This is a genomic window from Streptococcus sp. CL9.43 (genome assembly GCF_049737935.1).
GTDB lineage: Bacteria > Bacillota > Bacilli > Lactobacillales > Streptococcaceae > Streptococcus > Streptococcus infantis_I.
The window spans coordinates 18,080-42,682 of sequence record NZ_JBKOTS010000006.1; the positions used below are offsets into that span (position 1 = coordinate 18,080).

Consider the following 24,603-nt stretch of genomic DNA (forward strand, 5'->3'; position numbering starts at 1 on the left):
TTTCCTTCTATTTTTTAAACCATAAATCATTCAAAAATCCAGAAAAGATTAAGAATGAAACCATTACGACATGGAAGGTTATCACCATGCCAAGCAACTGAGCCCAACGATTTTCAAGCAAGGGAGGTCGTCCTGCTTTCTTACGTTCTTTATTGAGCGTTTTTTTCTTTCGAACCCAGACATCATTAATGACTAAGCCCACTCCATGAAAGAGCCCGTAAACGATATAAAACCATGTTATCCCATGCCAGAACCCCATAATCAGCATATTTACAATATAAGCGACACTTGAGGTCACATTTCGATTCTTAAAAAGCTTCTTTCTCGTCATCACCATGACCATGCGCATAAAGACAAAGTCACGAAACCAGAAGGATAAACTCATGTGCCAACGATTCCAAAACTCTTTCAAATCTCTTGACAAAAAGGGTTTGTTGAAGTTGATCGGACTACGAATCCCCATCAGATTTGAAATAGCTATAGCAAACATAGAGTAACCTGCAAAATCAAAGAAGAGTTCCAAACCAAATGTGTACATGATGGCCACTACATAATAGTTAAAGACGCCACCTGTTTGTAAAGCTAAATTCTTTAGCGGTGGTAATAAAATCTCGCCTAAAATATGGGCTAGGATAAATTTATACAGAAATCCCCACATGATATACCGAACGGACTCGGCTAGCATATCTAGCAACTCATCGCGCTCTGGTATCGTCTTATAATTTTCATTAAAACGTTTGAAACGATCAATAGGACCACTTGAAAATGTCGGCATAAAGAGAAGAAAACGCAAATACTCCCACATTTTCAAATCCTTAATGACTCCATCTCTAAGTTCGATGATGATTCCCACTGAACGAAAGGTCAAATAAGAGATTCCTACGAATCCCAGCAGAGACTGTGTACCGTTAATAGCTGGTTGCACCTTGACAAAGATGATGGGAAGGAGGGACAGAAAACTAACGAGGTAGAATACCCACTTGCCATCCTTGCTTTTTCGATAGTGCTTGTAGAAAAGCAGGAGCAATATTTCCCAGCACAGATAAATACCCAAGGCAGCCAATTGATTGGTCTTGCCTCCCGTCAACATAGTGACGATAAAGAAGAGACTAACCAATATTTCATACCAGCCAAAACGTTTTTTGAAAAAAAGACCGATAAAGATTGGCAAAATAGCAGTAATCACATACAAAAAGTACTGCGGATTCCAATAAGGCTCAATATGAGGAAGCTGTTTAAGAAGCTCCATCATCTATTGTTAACCTCACTAATCAACCCTTTGATGTCGATTTTCCCATTTGGAGTTAACGGCAAGCTGTCACGGTAGAGGAATTTCGAAGGCATCATATAAGACATCATAATATCTTCCAAGTCTTCCTTGATCGCTTTGGTAATATCAATCTCGCGCTCAAATTGTTCTTTGACCCCATCTTTTAAGATAACATAGGCCAAGAGATTTTGAACCTTGTGATCTTTATTATAGCGCGGTACCGCAACAGCCGAGTCAATGTACTGAGATTTGTTCAAGTTTTGAGAAACATCTTCTAGCTCAATACGGTAGCCGTTAAACTTGATTTGGAAATCCATCCGTCCACCGTAGAGAAGAAGGCCTTCATCCGTCATGGTTCCAACATCTCCTGTATGGTAGGCTGGCAGACCTTCAAATTCGAAGAAAGCTTCTGCTGTTTTCTCAGGATTATTCATATAACCTTTTGAAACAGCCGGTCCAGACACGATGATTTCTCCTTGCTCTCCATTTGGCAATTTGTTTCCTTCCTCATCAATGATGAAGGTTGGAGAATCTTCTTTGGTATAACCAATTGGCAAGCGTTTAAGTGTCGCTAACATCTCATCTGTGATAGCAACCGCCGACAAAGCAACGGTTGCTTCTGTTGGTCCATAGGCATTGATGATGCGCGCATTCGGGAAACGTTCACGCAGTTTTTGAGCCGTTTTAACAGTTAACTCTTCCCCATCAAAGTAGAAATGGGTAATGCCTGGCATCTTTTCAGCATTGAAATCTTCAGACAGCATGGCCATATCTGCAAAAGATGGTGTCGAAGTCCAGATAGCAATCGGAAGAGAAAAGATAGTTGCAAAGAGTTGTTTGAAGTCTTGAGTAATGGCTGATGGGAGGGCAAAAAGCGTTCCTCCAAGAGCCAAGGTTGGTGCCCAATACATGACAGACAAGTCAAAGGAATAGGGCGGTTGCGCCAACATTTGCGGACGTTCTGGCGTTGCAAACTCCTTGTCTGTAATCATCCAGTTGGTGAAGCTGAGCAAGTTATCATGTGAAATCTGCACCCCTTTTGGCTTCCCGGTCGTCCCCGAAGTAAAGATGATGTAGTAGTTATCATCCCCTTTGACCGGATGTTGCAAATCATAGGCATGCTGAACCGCACAAGCTTCACGCACTTGCTCCAAGGGCATGATTGGAGCAGCTGGGTTTCCCAATGGAAATTCATTGATAGCGATGATTAAGCTTGGTTCTGCTACTTCAAGAATGGCAGACACGCGCTCCAAAGCAGAATGGCTATCAATTGGGATATAGGCATGGCCAGATTTGGTCAAGGCCACAAAGGTTGCTAACATTTCATATTCTTGGCCACCAAAGACCACAACAGGTGACTTTTCAGGAAGTCCCATTTGGTCAATATGGGCTGCTAAGCTATCTGAATCAGCCTTCAATTGGCCATAGGTATGCTCTTCTCCAAGGACATTGTAGACCGGAAAATTAGGCTGCTTTTGAGCATAATGCTCAATGGTTTCAATCATATCTACTATTGGTTTATTTGACACAATAGGGTTTCTCCTTTAAGTTAAAATTCATTATAGATAAAGCTACCTTGAACCTGACCGAGATAACTAAAAAAGTAAAGCAGGCCCAAGAAAATGATAAAATACAAGGCTGTCCGACCAAGAAAGAGATAGAGTTCATTTCTCTGTTTCATCAAGAAAAACCTTTCATTCCTGTAATTTTCAACTAAAATAAAATCAATTTCTTACTAACTTATTTTCTGCTATTATACCACTTTATAAACTATTTTTTCAATTGTTTTCCGTCCATTTCCACTACATTTCAACATCATTAAATCGTTCCATATGATACCTTCTACTGATAGCTTTAATGTTTCCCAGTATAGATTATATTGGGAGCTACAACAAAGTAGGCTCTATACTACCTATAGAGGACTTCCCCACTATAAATATTATAGAGCCTTATCTTATGTCTCACTTTATCGGTAGAATTCCCTTTATCTAGAGATTTTTATAATATGTAATCTTAAAATTCACTATAGATGAAATCTTGAATGTTCGAAAAATCAGTCACAAAACAGTAGATTACGATGCTTAAAATAACTGTGTAGAAAAACAAGGTCCACAATAGTAAACGATGTGTGTCAGTTAGTTTCATTTGCAAATTTGTAAAGTTCTTTTTCAACTTCCATCCATCCTTTCACCCCAACGTGCATCACGTCGAATAAAAAGTAATCTTCATACTCTTTATTTCCATAGTTTAACACCGTAGCACCGTGGTTTTTGGCAATATTTTCTATTTTTTTGTAAGTTTCTTCACGCATTTCTCGTGAAACACCTGTGTAATCATTCCATTTACCATTTACAGGAAAGATAATGACTTCAACTTCAATTCCCAATTCCTTAGCAACTGTCAAGAAGAGTTCCATATCTGAATACTCTGGTGACTCTATGTAACTCAAGTCTTTGTTAGAATCTTTCAACGAAGCATAGCGGTCTCTCAAGTAGGTATTGTAGTAGTTATTATCCACAGCATAATCATTGTTATCTGTTTTCTTTTTAACTTCTTCTACAAACTGATCTGTCATCTGCTCCCAATTATAATCCGGAGTTTCATCCCCTAGTGCAGGATAGTCTGATTTGGCATGATTTTCATAGAATTTTCGTTTAAGCTTAAAGGAATAAACGGCATTGTCAAACTCCAACAGTTTTTTATCAATGATTGTTCCTTTTCCTTCTATGAAATAGCTTTTATACTTTTTATAGATATCATTTTGTTGTTTGTTTCCTTTGGTAATCTCAATAATGCGATTAATCAGTTTTTCTTTCGTTTCCTTACTGATTTTCTCGTTATCTAGCATGTGAAAAATATGTTCCTGAGAGGCCTTGTTTAAGAAGGCGTCTTGATGAGTCCCATCCTTTTCGAACCATTGAACAGACTCTACGATGGCTACTTTTCGCTTGCTCATAGCCCCCTCAATCGAGCTCAAGGTCGTAGCTTGAATGATATTTTGAGAGTAACTGGTTCCTATCTGCATAATGTTAAAATCATTGTAGTTAAAAATTTTATTGGGATGGTAATCTTCATTTATCGTCGCAACTAACTCTGAGGAACCCATTAGAACTAGTGTATTGGGAGTGATATTATTTGTTAGAATATCTCTACTTTTATACTTTTCATAAGAAGTGCTGTAGCGAATACTATTGTCCTTGACTTTATAATAGTCGTCAATCTTCTTGACATATGTCACATTTAAAAGAGCAAGAGTCGCAATTACGAGCACAAGCGATAGTAAAAATGCTTTTAACTTAATCATCTTGTTTTTCCAATCTCCTTGTTTTAGCAAATCTCTTTATCTACTTAGAATTGCCATAATTATCTTATAAGGTTCACCTGAAAAGATAAAGAAGCCAACCATAACTAAATTCATGGTCACAAACCAACTTATTAGCTTGTACCAAGTTTTATTTTTATGTTTCTTATAAAAATTGCTTTTCTTTTGATAAATTTCAAATCCAGACATCAAGATTCCATGGTAAAATCCATAAGCGATGTAGCTGACACTAATTCCATGCCAAAATCCCATAACCAACATGTTGACCATATAGGCATAGGCTGCATTGTGTAATCTATTCTTAAACCACTTCTTTCTGATAACCTGCATCAAAACTCTTGAAAATACGAAATCTCTCAACCATGTTGACAAGGTGATGTGCCATCTAGTCCAGAAATCCTTGATATCAATACTCAAGAAAGGTTTATTGAAATTCATCGGTGTCTGAATACCCAAAACATTGCTGCTTCCAACAGCCATCAAACTATACCCCGCAAAGTCAAAGAACAGATAGAGAGTATACAGGTACATATATTTGATTGAGTAGACAACTGTACCAGTATTGCTTAGAGCAAGTAGTATCTGGTAAACATAGGTTGATAAAACAACCTTGTAGAGAAGACCTAAAACGATGCGATAAATACCATCACCTGCTAACTCTAGGTAGTCTTTTCTAGGCATGACTTCATTGATCTCTTTTAGAAATCTTCTGCTACGATCGATTGGCCCAGAACTAACTGTAGGGAAAAAGAGTAGAAACTGCAGATAATCTTTTACAGTGATTTTTTCTTTGATTAAACCATCCGATATTTCTAGCATGATCTGAATGGTCTTAAAGGACATGTAGGAAATCCCAATAAAAGCCAACAAATGTAGCTGGGTTATTGCAAAGACTTTATTGACCACTAAAGGTAAAATGGATAACATAACTAGAGGTTTTAACTGTTTTGAATCCATTCTTTGTGCTATGAAAACTAGGACATATTGGTAGATGATGAAAGCCAATAGATAAACAACCATGGATTTACTCTTACCATAGATGGCTCCTGCAAATAAAATTGACAGACTTAAAATATAATAATCCTTACGCTTGCCAAAATAGTTTAAAACAAAGCCAATCAGTAAAACCACAAGTAATAGAAGGAAAAACTCATTCCCCTCAAAATAATTCATACCAAATGGACTCCTTTTCTCTTTTTCTCATCTCCTGATTTGTCATTTTAGGATTAGTCCCTATCATATTATCAAGGATAATTAACTTTATTCATTATATCATAATTTAAAAACTATATACTTCTATTATCCAATTTCCTAAAATAAAAAAACAAATGACTCTTACCACTAAAATCCCAATAACGAGACAAAATTATTTACAAAATAAATAAAATCTAATAGTAAATAATTAACTTGACTCAGCTTTTCCCATCAAGTCTCCTAAATATATTCGTTACCCCTTTCATTTTCTCCTTCAATCGGAACATAATATAAAAAATACCAGAATAATCCTCAGAACTAGCAAACACACCACTCCCCCTTTAAGCATTTTTATGCTAAAATAGTAGCTATGGATAAAATTATTAAAACAATATCAGAAAGTGGTTCTTTTCGTGCTTTTGTTCTAGATAGCACGGAAACGGTCCGTACTGCTCAAGAAAAACATCAAACCCAAGCTAGTTCAACTGTAGCGCTTGGTCGTACTTTAATCGCCAGTCAGATTCTCGCTGCCAATGAAAAAGGGAATACCAAGCTAACCGTCAAGGTTCTTGGGACTAGCTCCCTCGGTGCCATTATCACAGTTGCAGATACCAAGGGCAACGTCAAAGGTTATGTGCAAAATCCAGGTGTTGACATCAAAAAGACTGCAACTGGCGAAGTCCTTGTCGGACCTTTTGTCGGCAATGGTCAATTTCTAGTCATTACAGACTATGGCACTGGAAATCCCTACAACTCCATGACTCCTCTCATCTCTGGAGAAATCGGTGAAGACCTAGCTTTCTATCTTACAGAAAGTCAACAAACGCCTTCAGCAGTTGGCCTCAATGTTCTTTTAGACAAAGACGACAAGGTCGAAGTTGCAGGTGGCTTTTTGCTCCAAGTATTGCCAAATGCCAAAGAGGAAGAAATCGCTCGTTTTGAAAAACGAATCCAAGAGATGCCAGCCATTTCAACTCTTCTAGAAAGTGACGACCATATCGAAGCCCTTCTCAAGGCTATCTATGGTGACGAGCCCTACAAACGTCTGTCCGAAGAAGAAATTCGTTTCCAATGTGACTGTAGCAAAGAACGCTTTATGGATGCTCTTGCCAGCCTTCCAAGTTCAGACCTTGAGGAAATGAAAGAGGAAGACCATGGGGCAGAAATCACTTGTCAATTCTGCCAAACAACTTATAACTTTGATGAAAACGACTTGGAGGAACTCATTCGTGACAAATCTTAATACACCATTTATGATTGGGAACGTCGAGATCCCAAACCGGACGGTCCTCGCACCTATGGCTGGCGTAACCAACTCAGCCTTTCGTACTATCGCAAAAGAACTTGGCGCAGGGCTCGTTGTTATGGAAATGGTCTCTGATAAGGGTATCCAATACAACAACGAAAAAACCTTACACATGCTTCATATCGACGAGGGCGAAAACCCTGTTTCCATCCAACTTTTTGGTAGCGATGAAGATAGCCTAGCTCGCGCAGCTGAATTTATCCAAGAAAATACAAAGACAGATATCGTGGATATCAACATGGGCTGTCCAGTTAACAAAATTGTGAAAAACGAAGCTGGGGCTATGTGGCTCAAGGACCCAGATAAGATTTACTCTATCATCAACAAGGTCCAATCTGTCCTTGATATCCCTCTCACTGTCAAAATGCGGACAGGTTGGTCGGACCCTTCTCTAGCAGTGGAGAATGCCCTCGCAGCTGAAGCAGCAGGTGTCTCTGCCCTCGCCATGCATGGACGGACTCGGGAACAAATGTATACGGGGCACGCTGACCTCGAGACCCTTCACAAGGTTGCGCAAGCTCTGACCAAGATTCCATTTATTGCAAATGGAGACATCCGTACGGTTCAAGAAGCGAAACAACGTATCGAAGAAGTCGGTGCCGACGCGGTCATGATTGGCCGTGCCGCTATGGGCAACCCTTACCTCTTCAATCAAATCAATCATTACTTTGAAACAGGAGAAATCCTGCCTGATTTAACCTTCGAAGACAAGATGAAGATTGCTTATGAGCATCTGAAACGCTTGATTGATCTCAAGGGCGAGCACATTGCCGTTCGCGAATTCCGCGGCTTAGCCCCTCACTACCTCCGTGGGACATCTGGTGCTGCTAAACTCCGTGGAGCCATTTCACAAGCCAGCACTCTTGCAGAGATTGAAGCACTCTTGCAACTAAACAACGCATAACCTTCTATCTACTTCACAAAAAGGCAAAGCTCAAAAACGAGCCTTGCCTTTTTATATATTTTCATCTTGTAAATCTAATTGCTTCACCCTAGCTATATAGTAGGACATAATCAAAAACAAATTGAAGCTGACAATCCAAATAGACCATTCATGGAAAAAATGCATAGATATAGCCAAACTAATTGCCCCTACTACGAAACTCCCTACAACAATCCCATAGTTTAAGGCTTGACGGCGATATTCTTGAACGTCTCCTTCTCCTCTAACGACGCGATACAAAGCAGTCAGCATTTTTCGGTAATTTCCAGAAGTCATAAAAATGACATAGGGATGATCTTCAATCAAACTGCCCGTATATGTCAGCATCATCATTCCAGTTCCAAAAGCAATAAAAGGGACTTCTAATAGAGGAAAGCGGGAAAAGAAGGGAAGAACAAGGGTTCCGATAAATAAGGGAAGTAGCATCTTAACCCGCCAATAGGCTGTTTTACGATATTCCTTCACGTGTAAGGCAAAAACAAATCCTAGGGAAAAGAAAATAATGGAGCAGAATCGCAGCATTGTATTGATAACATGTGAATCGTGCCAATCTGATATCAGTAGAAGAATGTTCCCTGTCTGTGTTGCCACCAAACTATGGTACTGGATGTGACAGAACACATCCAAAGAACCACCTATAAAGCCAAGAAATATTCCCATTAGTCGTGTATTTTGAGGTAAAATTAATTTATCTGGCATTGATTCATCACTCGTTTCCCTTTGATTTTTTCATTATACCACTTTCTCTGAAAGAAACTAAGTGAAAAACGGTCAGTTCAAGTAGACATGATTACATATACTCCTAAGTTAGTCTCATCTCTGGAGTTCATGTATGACGTCTTATCAACTGGGAATGCTGTAAGTATTCATCAACTGAGCTATTTTTAAACAAATTATTTCAGTACTAAATTCTATGGTTGAATCAAGACAACACTAGATACCGTACCATCCGCTCCTGTTGTAATTTGAATGACTTTTCCACCACCTACTTCCGCATTGTATTTTCCATCATCAAGGGTATAAGAATAACTTTGGATAGAGTAGTTTTCTTTCTTACCATCAGCAGATTCCACTGTAAACTGGCCACCTGATGAGACCGTGATAGTTTCACCATTAGCCCCCTTCCAATTCCCAGCTGCAGCCGAAAAGTCTTTGTCCACCATAGTCAAGACGCCTTTATAACGTTTGTTGTGTTCTGCCTGCTTGTCTTGAAGTTTGCGATCAGTTGCTGGATCATAAGCTGACTGATTCGGGTTTGCTTGTGTTCCTTGTTGATTGGATGGGGCTTGAGAAGGGGTTTGCTTAGCAGAAGGTTCTTGATTTTGTTTTGTTTCTGGTGCTGGTGTTGCTTGCGATTGATTAGCAGTAGTCGTTGACTGATCAGAAGATGATGACTTAGCTTTTTCTGATGAAGTTGAATTTGATGATTTCTGAGTTTTGTTCTCTTTACTTGAAGAACTCGCCTTAGAACTAGAAGATGCTTGTGTTGTCTTACTAGAATTATCACTTGCAGTGTTCTCTTTCTTATTTCCGCATGCTCCTAAAAGCAAAGTTGAAGCCAATACTGCTACTGCTAGTAAACGAATTGAATGTTTTGTTTTCATGATGCGCCTCCCATGTAATCTTTTTGAAATGTTATGAAATACTTCTGTAATGTTATTGTAATATTTGTTTTAGGGTTTGTCAACTATTTATATATGGTTTTGGTTTTTATTTATATTTGTTTTTTTTTAATCCTCCTATCTCTATTATTCGTTAAAAATTTAAAAAACAGGAAATTTTTCCTACTAAAAATACTATATTTTATAAGTGTAATCGCTTGCATTTTTTTCTTGAAGGGCTATAATAAAATTGAAATAAGATATTGGAGGTGTAGGCTTATGTTAAGAAACTATTACAAGTATCTTCCTTGGTTGATTTTAGCTGCTTTCGTTTCTTATGGGGGTGCTACTCATTACGCTCAAACAACATTTGATTTGTTCTACCTAACTGCCATTTTCATGATTGTCTACGTGGCTTTATTGTATTTACACGAACATTATTTAAAATATAAATACAAAGATTTATTCATTCGAATCATGAGCAATTCTAATAAAGATAAACATCCTTAAACAAAAAGAGGTCGAGAAAATCCCGACCTCACTTTTTTATTTTAATCGATAAATAGTGATAACTTCCTTCTGAGGAATCCGTTTAAATCCAACTTCCTCTATGCTATGACCATATTTCGATAAGAAACTATCACTCGTACATGATTTGCCTGGGCATAGAGTCTCAATGAGGGCTAACCCATCATCCACTGTGAACTCATCCTCTAGTAAATAAAGGAAACGAGCGTCATAGTCGATAGCTTCTTGAATCTTCTTGATGGATGTTTGAATAATGGATAAGTGGTCAAATGCAAAGTCCTTCTCGTCAAGTTCTTTGCCATCCAAGTAACACTTGCCTGTGTGAAAATCAACATCTACAAGAACGACTTCTTTTGCATCATCTCCTGCCTGGACTAAGTCAAGAGCTCGACTAGGTAGGTAAACCAAGTGGGCAATGGTAACTGTCCAACCTCTGGGATCACGACCAGGAGTAGATACTGTCACTAACTGTTCAATCTTTTCTAGTGGAAGTTCAAGATTAATTTCTTCTTTTACCTCACGTTGACAAGCATGGGCAGCATCTTCCCCTTTATCCATAAAACCACCAACTAGCGCTAAACAATTTTGAAAAGGGTGTGCCTTCCGACGAATCAGAAAGAGTTTCATTTTCCCTTCTGCAAAGCAATAGGCTACCATATCCACAGTCACACTTGGTTTTTCATACTGAGGGAGTGCTTGCTTGTGGTACCAGTCTAAAAATTCAGCTTGACTAGCGTGAACTTCAAAGTACTCTTTTTCTGTCATCCCGGTTGGAATTATCTGATTCATCATCTTCTACTTCCTTTCTGCTTTTGATGGCAATAAAGAGGGTGGATCTACAAATTATAGATTAATAGTTCTTGTTTTATACAATGTCGAATTTCAATTGACCAGCTTTGACACCAATTTTAAGTGTCTTACCTTCTTTCAATTCACCTGTAAGAAGGAGTTCTGCTAGTTTGTCTTCTACTTCTGTTTGCAGAGTTCTGCGCAGTGGGCGAGCTCCCATTTCTGGATCATATCCCTTCTGAGCTAGAAGCTTAAGGGCAGATGCTTGGAGTTTCAAGTCAATGCCTTTTTCTGCGAGACTTGCAATCAATGGTTTGACCATAATCTTAACCACTTCCTGCATATCTTGACTTGACAAGCTGTGGAAGACCACCTTTTCGTCAATACGGTTGATAAACTCTGGACGATAAGCTTTTTTCAACTCTTCGAACATCCGTTTTTCCATATTTTCTTGGTCAAAACGAATATCCTTAGCTCCAAAACCGACTGTCTTGTCATCACGAAGAGCTGTCGCACCAAGGTTTGACGTCATGATAATAATGGTATTTGAGAAATCAACCTTGCGACCCTTACTGTCTGTTAAGACACCATCATCCAAGACCTGCAAGAGCACATTAAAGATATCTGGGTGGGCCTTTTCTACCTCGTCAAAGAGCAAGACTGAGTACGGTTTGTTACGAACCTTCTCGGTCAACTCTCCGCCCTCTTCGTAGCCTACATAACCTGGAGGAGCTCCATTGAGACGACTAGCTGCGAATTTCTCCATATATTCACTCATGTCAAAACGAATGAGGGCTGACTCGTCATCAAAGAGAACTTCTGCCAAGGCTTTGGCCAATTCTGTCTTACCAACACCTGTTGGTCCTAGGAACATAAAGGAACCAATTGGACGTTTGTTATTACGAATACCTGATTGATTTCTGCGAATGGCACGACTGATACTTGATACCGCTTGTTCCTGCCCGATAACACGTTTATGCAGTTCAGCTTCTAGATTGAGATATTTCTTGGCGTCCGTTTGTGTCAATTTTTGAACTGGAATACCTGACAAGCGACTCAAGGTTGTCAAAATATCAGACTCTTTTACTAGATCTTTATAGACTGGAACTTCCTGTTCTTTTGCAATGAGCTGAGCTGCTTGTTTCCATTTGCCATCCATCAAGGCCTTGTCCGCTGCTGTTAAACCTGACTCATCTTTTTTAGCGTGCTTTGATTTATTTTGGACAGTTGCTGCCGCTTCATCCAAAAGATCAATCGCTGAGTCTGGCAAGTGACGACTAGTCAAATAGCGATGTGCCATTTTGACAGCTGTTTCGACAGCATCATCTGTAATTTGGACATGGTGGTGTTTCTCATAAGTTGCTTTCAAGCCACGCAAGATAGCCATACTATCAGCCACACTTGGTTCCTCAATCATCACTTTTGCAAAGCGACGAGAAAGGGCTGCGTCTTTTTCGATGTGTTTTTGGTATTCTTCCTGAGTGGTTGCCCCAACAGTTCTCAGAGTTCCACGCGCTAGGGCAGGTTTCAGGATATTGGCCGCATCCAAGGTCGAATCAATACCACTTCCTGATCCCATAATGGTATGAAGCTCATCTATAAAGAGGATAACCTTACCGTCTTCCTCGATATCTTTGATGATATTGTTCATACGTTCTTCAAAGTCTCCACGGAAACGGGTTCCCGCAACCACATTCATCAAATCAAGTTCTAAGACACGCATCTTAGCCATTTCATCAGGCACATTTCCGTTGGCAATTCGCTGTGCAAGGCCAAGTGCCAGAGCTGTTTTACCAACACCTGCATCTCCAACTAGAACTGGATTGTTTTTTGTTTTTCGACTCAAGATTTGGATTATACGAGAGATTTCTTGGTCACGTCCAATAACTGGTTCCAATTTGCCTGAACGAGCTTGCTCTGTGAGGTCATGAGTGTAATCTTCCAAACCACCACTTGGAGTTTGAGGCATACCCATCATATTGGCCATAGAATTTTGCTTATCTGCTACTGATCTGTGACGCTGACGCAGAGCCTTCAAATCTTCCTTTGTCCAACCAGCACGCGCTTCAAGACTACGACGAAGCCCAGCAATCTTGACTTGATCTTTCTGGTCTTCATAAGAAAATCCTGCTTTTTCCAAAATGCGAGTAGCTAGGGCATTGCCATCATGTAAGATAGCGTAGAGAAGATGCTCTGTTCCCAATGCTTTGGCATGTACAACCGAAGCAACATGTTCCGCCTCCAACATCAAGACGTTCAAACGATAGGAAAATGGGAGCTCCTTATAATCTTCCTTATGGTTAAAGTTTGCTTCTGTTAATTCTACAGCTACTTCCTCTAAACGATCAATCTCATACGGGAATTCATTTAAAGTTGCTCCAGCAACACTGTAGCTATGATTGGCCATGGCAATCAGCAAATGCCAAGACTCTAGGTAATCTGCATCAAAGCGACTCGCTACCAGAAAGGCACTATCGATGCATTCTCTCAATGCTTTTGAATATTTCATGTCGTCTTATTTTCCTTTTCTATCTACTTCATGCAACAACTGACGAAGCATATTGGCACGAATATAATTAGCTTCCTCACCTAGAATTCGGTCTGTCCCCATAGCTAATAATAGATTCATTTCTTGGCGGGTCATGAGTTCTTGTTCGACTAAGAGTCTTAAGACATCTTCAAAGATGACTTGGTTCACCTCATCACTCACTGAATACAACAAATCGCGGAGCATATCATGATGGTTAGAGAATTCGATTCGACCAATACGAATATAGCCTCCACCACCACGCTTACTCTCAACTAGATATCCTCTACTCTCTGTAAAACGAGTCTTAATCACATAGTTGATCTGGCTAGGTACGACTTGAAAGGTATCCGCTAGCTGACTTCGTTGCAATTCTACGATACCAGATTGTTCTAAAATCGCCTTGATATAGGCTTCGATATGGTCTGATGTATTTTTAAATTTCATAGCTTGCTACCTCCTTCTTAAACTTTGACTATCTTTGACTATACTATCATTTACAACTCTATAAGTCAAACTTTTAGGGCTCAATCCTTGAAAATACTGAGTTTTAAAAATAGCTACCGTTAGCAAACTATACTTTATTTTCTATTCTACATTTCAACATTTATGTTATAATAAAAAAATTACAACTAGCTTTCAAATCCTTTGAAAGTATGTTATTTATCATCAAATCTAAGAAATATTTCGTAAAATCTATAAAAATAAAACTTCGGTATCATTAATGATGTACCGAAGTTTTTTTGTAGTGTGAGTTTTTCACAGTTTTTTAGCTATAGTTCCAAGCCCAATTCTTCTAATATCTGGCGTTTATAGGCAATTTTTTGAACGTCCTTGTCTTCAGTTTCAGACCAATTAAGTTTGACTTCAGAAACAATCTGACCAGGGCGATTTTTCAAGATATAGATGCGATCACTGAGATTGAGGGCTTCCTCTATGCTATGGGTGATGATTAAGGTCGTTAACCCTAGCTGTTTATGAATATCAAGATACCAGGCATGAAGTTCCATCTTAGTCATCTCATCCAAAGCGCTAAAGGCCTCGTCTAGAAGAAAGAGCTTGTGCCCGAAAAGGTAGGTACGGAGTAAAGCAACACGCTGGCGCATCCCACCACTGAGTTCATGAGGGTACTTATCCCTTACAGCCGTCAACTGAAAGGTAGCAAGAATTTCATCTGCTTTGGCAATGGCTTCTGCCTTGTCCACCTTTTGGATCAAGAGGGGCAAAATGATATTGCCAAGGACAGTCTTGTGTTCCAAGAGCAAATCCTTTTGGAGCATATAACTCACACGCCCCTTGGGATTTTCCTCCCCGTCAAGCACAATTCTACCTGACTGGACTTCTAAAATCCCTGCAATCAGGTTAAAGAGGGTGGTCTTTCCAACACCACTGGGTCCCAAGATGGAGACCACTTCACCTGAAACCACTTGTAGGTTAATGTCCTCTAAAATCTTTTCATTGTCGTAGGCATAGCTTACGTGTTCAAGTCTAATTTCTGTCATTATTTTACAAATTCGTTAGTGAATCCTTTATCAGTCAAGTCTTCCTTGAGGATACCATTTTCTTTATCCCATTTGTAGAAGGCATTCCAGCGGTCCGCATCAAATTGCCCCCATTTTTCCTTGTCGCTTGCATATTCTTTTGACAAGTATTTCTGAGATTCGATGACAAAGTCACGTTTATCCTTTAACTCAGGGGCATTCTTGATCAAGATATCAGCCGCTTCTTCTGGGTGATCCATCGCGTATTGGTAACCTTTTTTGATAGCTTGGATGACTTTACGAGCTTCTTCTTTGTTGTCTTTTAGATAGTCGTTGTTTGCAATGATGACTGGTGAGTAGTAGTCAAACTCTTTTACATAGTCTTTCAAATACATGAAGTTGGCATCCACACCTTGCGATTTAGCAAGGATTCCATCCCAACCATAATAAATCCAAGCAGAGTCAAAAACTCCATTGGCAATCGGTGTGATCGAGTTCGAGTCGTTGTTTGGTACTTTTTCAACCTTCTCAAAGTCTCCACCTTGAGATTCTACCAAGGTTTTCAACATCGCAAGTTCAGTTGGGTCATTCCAGGTTCCGTATTTCTTCCCTACCAAGTCTTTAGGACTAGTTACATTATCAGATTTACGAGAGATGATCCCTGATGTATTGTGCTCAACGATCGCTGCAACGGCAGTAATGCCTGCTCCTTTTTCCAATTTCTTAGCCATGTAATCTTGGAAATAGATAGCAAATGGCGCCTTGCCATTGATAACCAAGTCAGATGAACTTTCTTCTGGTGGCAATTTCAAATCAACATCCACTCCAGCTTCTTTGAAATAACCTTTTTCCTTGGCAACATAAAGCCCTGTATGATTGGTATTTGGTGTCCAGTCTAGGATAAAGTCAATTTTTTTGAGTTCTGCTTCTTTGTTATCCTTAGAAGCTGTTCCTTGGCCACAAGCCACAAGCACGACAGCTAGAAGAGCTGTTACAACCGTTAAAAACACTTTCCATGTTTTCTTCATTTTTAATTCCTCTTTTCTTTTTCTAAAACGCTTCTTTTAAGCACGTTTCCATTTAATCACATATTTTTCACTGATATCGACTAGCTTCATACCCAGAAGACTGATCAGCGATACCAGAATAATAATCGCAAACATAGTATCATACTGAAACAGTTTTTTGGACTGAATCATGTAGACACCTAGTCCTTCAAAGCCTCCCAACCACTCAGATACCACTGTTGTGATAAAGGCGTAGGAGACACTGACCCTAAGTCCTGCATAAAAGTAAGGCAGGCTGACAGGGATTTTAAAATGCCACAGGATTTGCCAAGGATTGGCTCGCATCAGACTAAACAAGGTCAGCATATCCTTGTCACAATGCCTAAAACCATCTAAAATACTGACGATAATAGGAAAAGTTGTCGTCAAGATAATCAAGACAATCTTGGGCAAGATTCCATAACCCAACCATAACACTAGGATAGGGGCCATGGCAATGGTCGGTATGGTCTGGACAACTACCATCATGGGGTAAATCAAGTCATTGAGCCAACTCAGACTATCCATAAGGACGGCCATGATACAGGCTATCAAGACACCCAAGGCCAAACCTAATAAGGCTACTCTCAAGGTTGCCCAACTATGGTACCAGAGAAATTCTCTGTCACGAACAAAAGACTGGAGAATCTCAAGTGGTGTCGGCAGGATAAACTTTGGTAAGAGTTTTAAGAGTCCCGCCACCTGCCAAGCGGATAAGACACCCAAAAATCCTAGCAGACTAATATGCCGTCTCATTATACTTTTCAAGTTTCTCATCGATGCTTAAAATCTCTCCTATATTTATTTTCACATTGGCAAAAACATTGTCTGCTCCCTGACCTGCCACTTCTAGCGCTTCTTTGAGAATGCGCATAAGCTCATCAAACTCCCCCTCCAAAACCGTTTCAAAGGGTGTCACCACCATGGCCACTCCTTGAGTTTGCAGATAAGCAATGACCTGATCAATTACAGCTATGCGGTCAATCCCTTGTGACAGGGGCAGGACTTGTAAAGCAATGCTTGCTTTCATTAAAACCTCCTTCTAAGTTACAGTTTTTCTTTGTAAAAAAAGAAAAACCTCTTCCATATATGAAAAAGGTGCAAAATTAGGCCAAGTATCGTTCCCTACGCTGGCATTACCCAGATCAGGTGCGGTCGAAGTTTAACACTTCCTCTCAGACTGTACACAGACTCCCATATATTATATGGACATATGATAACGAAAAATAAATAAGATGTCAAGGAAACTGCTTACAGAAAAAGAGAGTGGGACAGAAATCGGTAATTCGTTAGAATTCGATTTCGTCGTCCCACCTCCGCACAGTTGAGTAGGGCTGTAAAAGCTGATGAAATCAGCGTAGTAAAGCCCACTCAACCACTGCGTCTTGCTCGACAATCCAAAGAAAATTGAGAGGCTAGGACTTTTGTCCCAACCTCTCCTCTAATCATCTATTCTCAGTTAATTCTTTCAATTAAAGCATAGGTGCAAATAACTGTGTTACTTCTTTAATCATCATTTGATACCATGTAGGATTTATGGTATCCGAGAAGATTTCTTGAGATTGTTCAAAAATTCCTTCAAAATCTTTGCGAATATCCGCTATTGACTCTGTTTTGTAGAGTAGTACTGCATTTTCATAGTGATGAACCAAGCTACGATAATCCAAGTTAATAGTGCCGACAGCCGCAAATCGATCATCAACAATCATTTGCTTACTATGGATAAAGCCAGGTGTGTATTCAAAAATGCGAACACCCGCAGATAAAAGATCTGGATAAGCTCCCCGTGTTATCAGTTGAATGAGCTTCTTGTCTGGTACAAAGGGAGTAACTATTCTCACATCTACGCCTCGCATAGCCGCATTTTTTATATCCTCTGTCAAATCATAATCGATAATGAGATAAGGCGTTGTGATATAAACAAAATCTTCTGCTTGGTTAATCAGATTTTGATAAACAATCTTCCCTACCTTAGTTTTATAGATTGGCTTAGGTCCACTGCCGTATGGGATACAAAGACCGCTACCAAATCGTGTCTGATTTTCCAAATGATACTGATCAAAGTCACTAATCTCCCCACGGTTGATGTACCAGTTCATGAGAAATAGTCTGGTAAATGCTTGAGTCGCCGGACCATCAATCCGAATCCCACTATCTTTCCAGTGTCCAAAACGTTCAATATGATTGATATATTCGTCTGCAAGATTGATTCCTCCAGTATAGGAAATTTGTCCATCAATCACTAATATTTTCCGGTGGTCACGGTTATTATAGGCCACTGTCATACGAGGAATCACCTTATTAAATTTATGAGCATCAATCCCTTTAGAACGCAAATGAACAGTATAATCCCCAGGCAAAGTCACCATACAACCGATGTCGTCATAGAGCATCTTGATTTCGACTCCCTGAGCTGCTTTTTCTTCCAGAATTTCAAGTATGCTATCCCACATCAAACCTTCGTCGACAATGTAGTATTCTAGAAAAATAAATTTTTCTGCTCTTTTAAGATCCTCCAGCATCTGCTTCCACATTTCTTCTCCATCTGCGAAAAATTGTGAATCTGTCTGGTCATAGACTTCTGCATTACTATCCATATGTAGCAAGGCATTGATAATTCCGTAAGCTGGTTTGTCTGTCTCCTGTAGTTGTAAATGGAGTTGCCGCCCATTATTCTCATGAAATGCAATAGAATTCAATTCCTGGAGTTGTTTCAGTTCTTTTTTTGATAGTCTTCTCTCACCGAACATGAGATAAAGCAGTGGACCAAACACCGGTACAAAGGTCACAATCAACCAAGTCACTTTGCTTTCAGGTGACATCGAACGATTGACAATCGCTATAACGGTTGCTACGCTAATCAAAAATACAAGAGTCACCCAAATAATCGGAGCAATCTGGCTCATGTAAAGAATAATTCCGAAAACAAGAAATAATTCTATCAGGATAATCGCAATACTAAAGCCATACTTGGACATTAATAAGCGAAATTTTCTTATTCCCATATCTCCCTCTCAATTTCTAAGTATACTCCCTAATATACTGTCTGAAAACGCTTGTTACCTTCTAGTATACTTAGTTTCGTAAAAGTTATCAAGCTTTTTCTGTATAGGCCGATAGTTCTATGTTTAAAATTAATTTAAAAAGCAGGCCACTTATATGTGCCTGCTATTATTTTACAATTTCAAAGCCAACATATTGACCGTCATACCAGCTGCAGTTCCCATCAAGAAGATGGTATCTCCTTCTTTTACATAGCCATGATCGAGTGCATAAGCCAAACCAAAAGGTACAGCAACGGAGACCATATTTCCATAATCCGTAACGAGATTAAGGTACTTGTCTTCGTCTACACCCAGTTTTCCCATGACCAAAGGAAGAGCGCGACTAGCTTGGTGGGGAATAATATAGTCTACAGCATCTTTAGAAATGCCTGATTTCTCTTGGAATTCTTGGAACATTTCTGGAATGACACGAGCAGAAAGCAAGAGGATTTTCTTGCCTTTCATATCAAACATAAAATTTGTCTTGGTCTCTTCAGAGTACTCTTTTGGTTGATAAGAAGTCAAGCCTCCACGAATCTCTGTATCGTGAGCCCCCTCTGACCAAGTACGTTGAAGACTAGCGATAACTCCCTTATCCTTATCACTTGATTGGAAAATAAAGGCTGCTGCCCCATCACTAAAGAGTTCATAACTTTCTTTTTGCTTTGGATTGAGACCCAAGCTACCAACTTCACTGGATACAATCAAAACACGACGGTATTCCCCAGCTTCAATCAAATGTGACATGGTTGATAAAGCAGAGATAAAACTTGTACAAGTCGTATTGATATCCATAGCTGGGATAGAGAGCCCTTTTGCCACACGTTCATGTATCAAAGCTGCCGTACAAGGAATCGGCTGAACACCAACCGCACTAGCTGATACCAGGCAATCAATGTCTTTCATACTCAAATTTGCATTTTCAAGTGCAGCTTGGATAGCTGCTTCTGCCAAATCTAGTTGCGTTTCTTCATTTTCAACCACACGATGACGGGTCTGGTCTTTAAATTGCACCGTATTTTTTGGGAGGCAGACTCCATATCCTACAATTTCTACATGTCTTTTTACTTCTGTCATAATTTTTTGTCCTTTCATAAACGTTGGATACGTTTGAGCTTACGACTTGTATCCCAGTGATAATCTGAAAATTGTATTTCAGGTTCTTTAAACTCTTTTTGTTGCGCCAAAAGTCGAAACTGCTCTGTAATCGCTGTTTCAACCTGCTCATCTCTTCGACTCAGACAAACTTCCACTAGCTTCTCAGAATGTTGCTTGACTTGATAATCTCCAACATTCTCCACAAAGAGAATGCAACGTCTGATAAAGTCAGGATAAATCGTTACCTGATCTCCGTCCTGTCCATCAAAATAGAAGATGTCGTCAGAACGCCCTTCGACCTTGTCAATCCTTGTGCAATGAGATCCACATGGACAAGGTTCAGGATTCTCAACCAAGATATCGTTGAGCTGGTAGCGATAAACAGGCTGACTGATTCGTTTAAAGTCCGTAATCACCGGATAAAAACGTCGGTCATCCAAGTAGTGTTTTTCCACAAAAATGATGTCTTCATTGAGATGAAGATTCCCAGCAGAGCAAGTGCAAGCTAGGAAACCTTCGGTTGCCTGGTAGACTTGGTCAATAATCGGCAACTCAAAAGCGCTCAAAATTCGCTCTTTATCACTATCTTCCAAGATTTCAGCCACCGAAACGATTTTTTGTGGGTGTATGACCAACTCCCCATCTTTTAGACGCTTGCTCAATTCAATCAACATAGAAGCAGGCGCTACCACAATGGTCGGTTGATAACTATTGAGACGCTCTATGTGCTCATCTGTATTCTTGAAAATATCAAAGTACTCTAAACGAATAAGTGCCGTATTGATAGTCTGATACAATTCATTATCCGCTCTGAGGAAAAAGGCTATGCGTTGCCCAAAAAGGTGACCTTTGGGCAACATTTTTGCCAAGATAGCTGCTGCCCACATACTGCGCTCTTTTTCGGTTGTGATAAAGAGTCCCCGGTGTCCAGATGTCCCAGAAGACAACCCAACAGCTATTTCTCCTTTGAGTTCTGTAAAATTCCTGGTCTTTTCACTTTCGATAGCCAAAGCCAAGGCCTCGTCTCGATCCACACCTTGAGTATTGAGCTCATTGAAATGCGTCATCATAAAAGCCTTGTCCATATGATCAAAGTCGTTAGGTACACCATTTTTAAAATAAGGTGACTCACGCTTGAGAAAGTCCATATAGCTAACCAGTTGCTTTTTCTGATAGTTTTCTAATGCTTCTCGAGACTTAAAATTATGAAGCCAACGAGTTTGGATAAAAGTTTTAAGAAAGGTTATTTTTTTCATACAAGATCCGCTCAATCCTTTCTACAGGGTCATGGCTAACCAGCACTTCTATCCCATCCTTTAAAACCTCTTCCAAGAGCTCTGTTCCCTTGATATAGTCATCCTTACTATCTTGCACCAAGGAAGGAATCAGATGCATCTGTTTGGTGTAGGGTAAAAGGTCAATTCCCCAACAAAGATCTGCTGCGATAAAGAGATGATAATCTGGAATAAAGAGACAAGCTTGCCCCTTAGCATGCCCATCAATAGAAGCAACTAAGATACTACCATCTCCAAACAAATCATAGGTAGGGCGATACTTAAAGTTAGCATTTTGCTGATTTGCCTTGATGACTGTCAATCTTTCCTCGAAGTCACTCGGTAAAAATTCTTTAAAAATTAAATCTTTTAATTTTGGTTTCTTGTATACATCATAGACTTCCTGGGTCAGGATAAAGTTTGCATTCGGAAAGAAGCTAGCCCCTCCTAAATGATCTGGATGTAGATGAGACAGCAAGACATAGTTGATTTCTTCTAGTTTGATCTCTTTAGCTTTCAGCAAGTGCGAAATCTGATCTTTCTCCGTCATTTGAACAGGCGTTCCTAGACGATACAAGCCATAACGAAGTTGCCTCTTAATATCATAGTGATAGCCAGTATCATAGAGCAGATAGCCCTTATCCCTGTGCTTGATAAGGAACACTCCTGCGGGGAAAGTCATCTTTCTATTCTTGACACCCTTAAAAAGCAAACCGGCATAACTCGTACAATATCCGGCTGGGAAATACTCAATGCTTTCGATAATCTTGGACATATTGTTCAATCCCTTCTGAAATCCTAATTTTCGGATGATAACCTAAGTCCTTCTCAGCCTTACTAATATCAAGAGTCTGACTATAGCGAAGCAGATAATAGGTATATCGAGTTAGAGGTGGCTCCCCTTTAAGGTTCAAGGTCTTGTATATAAATTCTAAACTACTTGCAATTCCTGATAAGAGAGATGCTGGAATTTTTCTATATTTGATTGGATAACCCAGACCTGTCAAACTTTCCTCTAGTAAATCTCTAAAAGCCCTCGGTTCACCATTAGTAATGTTATAAACCTCACCTTTAGCTTCTGGAGCTTCTATGGCCAAACGGATAGCCAGAGCAACATTTTCCACACAAGTCATGTCCATGAGCTGACGCCCATCCCCAATCAAAGGAATTCCAAGTTTTTGACTCAGATTGATAACCCGTGGCAAGATGCTAGTGTCCCCAATCCCAAACAGGCCCCGAGGTCTTAAGATGATGCTAGGAACATCTGGATAATCTTTAAAGAGTTTCTCCGAAGCTAATTTGCTACGGATATAGTTATTGAGATTATTTTCCTCTGGAGCATCACTTTCTTTAATCCCTAGTTGATCTCTAGGAGCAGCATAGATGCTTGGTGAGGATACATAGACTAAACGTTGAATACCAGCTTGTCGACAAGCTTCGAGAACATACTTTGTCCCTAATACATTAGCCAGATAAAAATCTTCCCACGGACCCCAAACGGTTGATAGAGCTCCCGCATGAACGACCAGATCCATCCCCTTGCAAGCCTCTAGCACATCATCAGCTTTGGTCAAATCACCCTGAAAAAAACTAATCGAAGAATTCTCTAAAGAGCGACCAACCTTACTGTTTCTACCAAAAGCTCGAACCTGATAGCCATGCTGGACTAATTCATCTACAACATATTTACCCAGGAAACCTGTCGCTCCAGTTACTAAAACTGTTTTCATTTTTCCTTCTCCTTATCTTCTAGCAGACGATGGATTTCGCTCTCTAAGATTTCCGTCGGATGATAATACTGTGTTGCTTGGCGTAAAGTCTCTAATTCTGGCCAATTTTCTTTAGCTAACAGCTCCTCAAAGGCTTGTCCAATGGCCTTGCTATTATCTCTTTTAGCTGAGAAAGCAACACCGGCTTCAACCCCACGAACGGCATAATCAAATTGATCATAATCATGAGGTAATATCAAAGCTGGTTTACCATAAATAATGCATTGATAAAAAATCCCAGCTCCCCCATGATGAATCACATAATCCATCTGGGGAATGTACTCCTTATAAGGTAGATAAGAAACTACGGAAAGGTTCTCCATGAGATTTTCACATTGGAAGGCTTCTCCACCCACACCACGTGTCACAAAAAAATGACAGTCTGGATGAGCTTTTGCAAGTTGCTTAGCTTGATAGATAAGGTTTTCTTTAGCCCAAGCAAGTTGTGTACCACAAGTCACTAAGACTTTCTTTTGATTAGAAAATGTTGATAAATCTAAAGGATAATCCTCTCCTGTCTCAACTGAAGCACCAGAAGGACCAATCCACTTGTAGTGTTTTGGAAATCCCTTTTTTAATTCTACTTCTTTCATACCAATACCAAGAATTGAATATGGAGAATAAATGGTCTCATGACCGAGTTGATTATACAATTTAAAATGATATCTTTTTAAGCGATCACGAAGCAGAAAAGATACAATTCGTTTCACTAAACGAGTTGCTTTTCTACCTAAAAATCGTACTGAAACTTGCCAACCATTCTTAGGACTCCCCATACCACCAATTAGACAAGGCGGGCCGTCAGTAGTCTCTAAAACAAATTGTGTAGCCATGGTAGTGATCCAAGGAATTCCAAGTTGATTAGCTACTAAACCTCCAGACAAGGTTATAAAATCAGCAATGACGATATCAGGGCGATTCTTTTGCCACTCTTCCAATAATTGATCTGAAACTACATTAATTAAATCAATACTAGAAGAAAGTTGTTGATAAGCTGATAATATCCCTAATTGCTTATCATTATTAGCTGCACGTTCAAAATCCTCAATGTGATTTTCTAATATTGGAACTACATGAAAACCTGCAGATTCAGCAACGGCCTTTTTTTGAGGACCAGTGAATAAGCGAATATCATATCGAGGGTTATTAAGTAAGGGGATGAGTAAATTCATTGTTGGGTACAAATGTCCACTTAAAGGAACAACTACAACATCAATTTTGATTCTTTTCATATGTCTAGGATATCAAATTTTAAAAAAAAGAACTATCGATAAGATAATTCTTTACACATTTATTAGTTTGGACATGAAAATGTAACGAAACATTTAAGAAAACTAAATGTAAATTTACAGATAATAACAATCAAAATCAAATATAAAAAAAAGGCAATTGCCTCAATTTAAGTATTGAC

The 24,603-nt window shown here is 39.5% G+C and carries 23 protein-coding genes; 3 read left to right on the top strand and 20 right to left on the bottom strand.

Annotated features, from left to right (window positions below; all coding sequences use genetic code 11):
* Positions 1-7: 7 nt before the first annotated feature.
* The 5 genes from dltB (ACLNCS_RS08205) to dltB (ACLNCS_RS08225) form a co-directional block, all read right to left on the bottom strand.
* Entirely contained in the window at positions 8-1,252 is a 1,245-nt protein-coding gene (gene dltB, locus ACLNCS_RS08205) for a D-alanyl-lipoteichoic acid biosynthesis protein DltB (protein WP_424848226.1), read from the bottom strand.
* The gene (dltA, locus tag ACLNCS_RS08210; RefSeq protein ID WP_004254019.1) at positions 1,249-2,799 is read right to left on the bottom strand and encodes a D-alanine--poly(phosphoribitol) ligase subunit DltA; all 1,551 of its coding nucleotides are present in this window, start codon (positions 2,797-2,799) and stop codon (positions 1,249-1,251) included. The genes dltB (ACLNCS_RS08205) and dltA overlap by 4 nt, the downstream gene beginning before the upstream one ends.
* Before the next feature lie 20 nt (positions 2,800-2,819).
* The gene (locus tag ACLNCS_RS08215) at positions 2,820-2,951 is read right to left on the bottom strand and encodes a teichoic acid D-Ala incorporation-associated protein DltX (RefSeq protein ID WP_004254020.1); all 132 of its coding nucleotides are present in this window, start codon (positions 2,949-2,951) and stop codon (positions 2,820-2,822) included.
* Between the two features lie 450 nt (positions 2,952-3,401).
* A complete protein-coding gene (dltD, locus tag ACLNCS_RS08220) occupies positions 3,402-4,574 on the bottom strand; it encodes a D-alanyl-lipoteichoic acid biosynthesis protein DltD (protein ID WP_004254022.1) in 1,173 nt (390 codons plus the stop codon).
* 36 nt (positions 4,575-4,610) lie between these two features.
* Entirely contained in the window at positions 4,611-5,765 is a 1,155-nt protein-coding gene (gene dltB / locus ACLNCS_RS08225; protein WP_004254024.1) for a D-alanyl-lipoteichoic acid biosynthesis protein DltB, read from the bottom strand.
* Between the two features lie 391 nt (positions 5,766-6,156).
* Here dltB (ACLNCS_RS08225) and hslO point away from each other — a divergent pair, with 391 nt between their 5' ends.
* The gene (gene hslO / locus ACLNCS_RS08230) at positions 6,157-7,029 is read left to right on the top strand and encodes an Hsp33 family molecular chaperone HslO (protein WP_004254034.1); all 873 of its coding nucleotides are present in this window, start codon (positions 6,157-6,159) and stop codon (positions 7,027-7,029) included.
* Positions 7,016-7,996 (top strand): tRNA dihydrouridine synthase DusB, encoded by a 981-nt coding sequence (dusB, locus tag ACLNCS_RS08235; RefSeq protein WP_025170587.1) that lies wholly within the window; start codon positions 7,016-7,018, stop codon positions 7,994-7,996. Before hslO ends, dusB begins: the two co-directional genes overlap by 14 nt.
* A gap of 51 nt (positions 7,997-8,047) precedes the next feature.
* Here the strand turns inward: dusB and ACLNCS_RS08240 are convergent, their stop codons facing one another.
* On the bottom strand, positions 8,048-8,734 hold the full coding sequence (locus tag ACLNCS_RS08240) for a DUF1275 family protein (protein ID WP_004254040.1): 687 nt from the start codon (positions 8,732-8,734) through the stop codon (positions 8,048-8,050).
* 212 nt (positions 8,735-8,946) lie between these two features.
* On the bottom strand, positions 8,947-9,639 hold the full coding sequence (locus ACLNCS_RS08245; protein WP_004254042.1) for a hypothetical protein: 693 nt from the start codon (positions 9,637-9,639) through the stop codon (positions 8,947-8,949).
* A gap of 276 nt (positions 9,640-9,915) precedes the next feature.
* Here ACLNCS_RS08245 and ACLNCS_RS08250 point away from each other — a divergent pair, with 276 nt between their 5' ends.
* Positions 9,916-10,146 (top strand): hypothetical protein, encoded by a 231-nt coding sequence (locus ACLNCS_RS08250; RefSeq protein WP_004254045.1) that lies wholly within the window; start codon positions 9,916-9,918, stop codon positions 10,144-10,146.
* A gap of 36 nt (positions 10,147-10,182) precedes the next feature.
* On the opposite strand, the gene ACLNCS_RS08255 is transcribed toward ACLNCS_RS08250, so the two are convergent.
* The 13 genes from ACLNCS_RS08255 to ACLNCS_RS08315 all read right to left on the bottom strand — a co-directional run bounded on the left by ACLNCS_RS08255 (position 10,183) and on the right by ACLNCS_RS08315 (position 24,424).
* Complete coding sequence (locus ACLNCS_RS08255; RefSeq protein ID WP_004254048.1) at positions 10,183-10,956, bottom strand: NUDIX domain-containing protein; 774 nt, start codon at positions 10,954-10,956, stop codon at positions 10,183-10,185.
* A 73-nt stretch (positions 10,957-11,029) separates the two neighbouring features.
* A complete protein-coding gene (locus tag ACLNCS_RS08260; protein ID WP_070678276.1) occupies positions 11,030-13,462 on the bottom strand; it encodes an ATP-dependent Clp protease ATP-binding subunit in 2,433 nt (810 codons plus the stop codon).
* A 6-nt stretch (positions 13,463-13,468) separates the two neighbouring features.
* On the bottom strand, positions 13,469-13,927 hold the full coding sequence (locus tag ACLNCS_RS08265; RefSeq protein ID WP_004254054.1) for a CtsR family transcriptional regulator: 459 nt from the start codon (positions 13,925-13,927) through the stop codon (positions 13,469-13,471).
* Between the two features lie 326 nt (positions 13,928-14,253).
* A complete protein-coding gene (locus tag ACLNCS_RS08270) occupies positions 14,254-14,982 on the bottom strand; it encodes an ABC transporter ATP-binding protein (protein WP_004254058.1) in 729 nt (242 codons plus the stop codon).
* Positions 14,982-15,989, bottom strand: coding sequence for an ABC transporter substrate-binding protein (locus ACLNCS_RS08275; RefSeq protein ID WP_070678279.1), 1,008 nt, complete (start codon positions 15,987-15,989; stop codon positions 14,982-14,984). The genes ACLNCS_RS08270 and ACLNCS_RS08275 overlap by 1 nt, the downstream gene beginning before the upstream one ends.
* A 36-nt stretch (positions 15,990-16,025) precedes the next feature.
* Positions 16,026-16,784 carry an ABC transporter permease gene (locus ACLNCS_RS08280; protein WP_074324961.1) on the bottom strand — a complete coding sequence of 253 codons (759 nt, stop codon included), beginning with the start codon at positions 16,782-16,784 and terminating at the stop codon, positions 16,026-16,028.
* Positions 16,747-17,037, bottom strand: coding sequence for a thiamine-binding protein (locus tag ACLNCS_RS08285; protein ID WP_004254065.1), 291 nt, complete (start codon positions 17,035-17,037; stop codon positions 16,747-16,749). The genes ACLNCS_RS08280 and ACLNCS_RS08285 overlap by 38 nt, the downstream gene beginning before the upstream one ends.
* 442 nt (positions 17,038-17,479) lie before the next feature.
* Positions 17,480-19,012 (bottom strand): cardiolipin synthase, encoded by a 1,533-nt coding sequence (gene cls, locus ACLNCS_RS08290; RefSeq protein WP_070678285.1) that lies wholly within the window; start codon positions 19,010-19,012, stop codon positions 17,480-17,482.
* Between the two features lie 171 nt (positions 19,013-19,183).
* Complete coding sequence (locus tag ACLNCS_RS08295; protein WP_004254070.1) at positions 19,184-20,128, bottom strand: 3-oxoacyl-[acyl-carrier-protein] synthase III C-terminal domain-containing protein; 945 nt, start codon at positions 20,126-20,128, stop codon at positions 19,184-19,186.
* A 14-nt stretch (positions 20,129-20,142) separates the two neighbouring features.
* Positions 20,143-21,405 carry a F390 synthetase-related protein gene (locus ACLNCS_RS08300; RefSeq protein WP_004254074.1) on the bottom strand — a complete coding sequence of 421 codons (1,263 nt, stop codon included), beginning with the start codon at positions 21,403-21,405 and terminating at the stop codon, positions 20,143-20,145.
* Positions 21,383-22,198: an MBL fold metallo-hydrolase gene (locus ACLNCS_RS08305; protein ID WP_004254076.1), complete on the bottom strand. Its 816-nt coding sequence runs from the start codon at positions 22,196-22,198 to the stop codon at positions 21,383-21,385. The genes ACLNCS_RS08300 and ACLNCS_RS08305 overlap by 23 nt, the downstream gene beginning before the upstream one ends.
* Positions 22,173-23,153, bottom strand: coding sequence for an NAD-dependent epimerase/dehydratase family protein (locus ACLNCS_RS08310; protein ID WP_004254079.1), 981 nt, complete (start codon positions 23,151-23,153; stop codon positions 22,173-22,175). Before ACLNCS_RS08310 ends, ACLNCS_RS08305 begins: the two co-directional genes overlap by 26 nt.
* Positions 23,150-24,424, bottom strand: a complete 1,275-nt coding sequence (locus tag ACLNCS_RS08315) for a glycosyltransferase (protein ID WP_424848235.1) — start codon at positions 24,422-24,424, stop codon at positions 23,150-23,152. Before ACLNCS_RS08315 ends, ACLNCS_RS08310 begins: the two co-directional genes overlap by 4 nt.
* Between the last annotated feature and the right edge of the window lie 179 nt (positions 24,425-24,603).

What these genes read in the sequence shown, in the direction of transcription:
- ACLNCS_RS08250 (WP_004254045.1), top strand. Translation starts at nt 9,916, where the DNA reads ATGTTAAGAAACTATTACAAGTATCTTCCTTGGTTGATTTTAGCTGCT.
- ACLNCS_RS08265 (WP_004254054.1), bottom strand. Translation starts at nt 13,927, where the DNA reads ATGAAATTTAAAAATACATCAGACCATATCGAAGCCTATATCAAGGCG.
- ACLNCS_RS08270 (WP_004254058.1), bottom strand. Translation starts at nt 14,982, where the DNA reads ATGACAGAAATTAGACTTGAACACGTAAGCTATGCCTACGACAATGAA.
- ACLNCS_RS08280 (WP_074324961.1), bottom strand. Translation starts at nt 16,784, where the DNA reads ATGAGAAACTTGAAAAGTATAATGAGACGGCATATTAGTCTGCTAGGA.
- ACLNCS_RS08315 (WP_424848235.1), bottom strand. Translation starts at nt 24,424, where the DNA reads ATGAAAAGAATCAAAATTGATGTTGTAGTTGTTCCTTTAAGTGGACAT.
- dltD (WP_004254022.1), bottom strand. Translation starts at nt 4,574, where the DNA reads ATGATTAAGTTAAAAGCATTTTTACTATCGCTTGTGCTCGTAATTGCG.
- ACLNCS_RS08310 (WP_004254079.1), bottom strand. Translation starts at nt 23,153, where the DNA reads ATGAAAACAGTTTTAGTAACTGGAGCGACAGGTTTCCTGGGTAAATAT.
- ACLNCS_RS08260 (WP_070678276.1), bottom strand. Translation starts at nt 13,462, where the DNA reads ATGAAATATTCAAAAGCATTGAGAGAATGCATCGATAGTGCCTTTCTG.
- ACLNCS_RS08240 (WP_004254040.1), bottom strand. Translation starts at nt 8,734, where the DNA reads ATGCCAGATAAATTAATTTTACCTCAAAATACACGACTAATGGGAATA.
- dltB (WP_004254024.1), bottom strand. Translation starts at nt 5,765, where the DNA reads ATGAATTATTTTGAGGGGAATGAGTTTTTCCTTCTATTACTTGTGGTT.
- ACLNCS_RS08245 (WP_004254042.1), bottom strand. Translation starts at nt 9,639, where the DNA reads ATGAAAACAAAACATTCAATTCGTTTACTAGCAGTAGCAGTATTGGCT.
- ACLNCS_RS08275 (WP_070678279.1), bottom strand. Translation starts at nt 15,989, where the DNA reads ATGAAGAAAACATGGAAAGTGTTTTTAACGGTTGTAACAGCTCTTCTA.
- ACLNCS_RS08215 (WP_004254020.1), bottom strand. Translation starts at nt 2,951, where the DNA reads ATGAAACAGAGAAATGAACTCTATCTCTTTCTTGGTCGGACAGCCTTG.
- ACLNCS_RS08255 (WP_004254048.1), bottom strand. Translation starts at nt 10,956, where the DNA reads ATGATGAATCAGATAATTCCAACCGGGATGACAGAAAAAGAGTACTTT.
- ACLNCS_RS08305 (WP_004254076.1), bottom strand. Translation starts at nt 22,198, where the DNA reads ATGTCCAAGATTATCGAAAGCATTGAGTATTTCCCAGCCGGATATTGT.
- ACLNCS_RS08300 (WP_004254074.1), bottom strand. Translation starts at nt 21,405, where the DNA reads ATGAAAAAAATAACCTTTCTTAAAACTTTTATCCAAACTCGTTGGCTT.
- ACLNCS_RS08295 (WP_004254070.1), bottom strand. Translation starts at nt 20,128, where the DNA reads ATGACAGAAGTAAAAAGACATGTAGAAATTGTAGGATATGGAGTCTGC.
- hslO (WP_004254034.1), top strand. Translation starts at nt 6,157, where the DNA reads ATGGATAAAATTATTAAAACAATATCAGAAAGTGGTTCTTTTCGTGCT.
- dltB (WP_424848226.1), bottom strand. Translation starts at nt 1,252, where the DNA reads ATGATGGAGCTTCTTAAACAGCTTCCTCATATTGAGCCTTATTGGAAT.
- cls (WP_070678285.1), bottom strand. Translation starts at nt 19,012, where the DNA reads ATGGGAATAAGAAAATTTCGCTTATTAATGTCCAAGTATGGCTTTAGT.
- ACLNCS_RS08285 (WP_004254065.1), bottom strand. Translation starts at nt 17,037, where the DNA reads ATGAAAGCAAGCATTGCTTTACAAGTCCTGCCCCTGTCACAAGGGATT.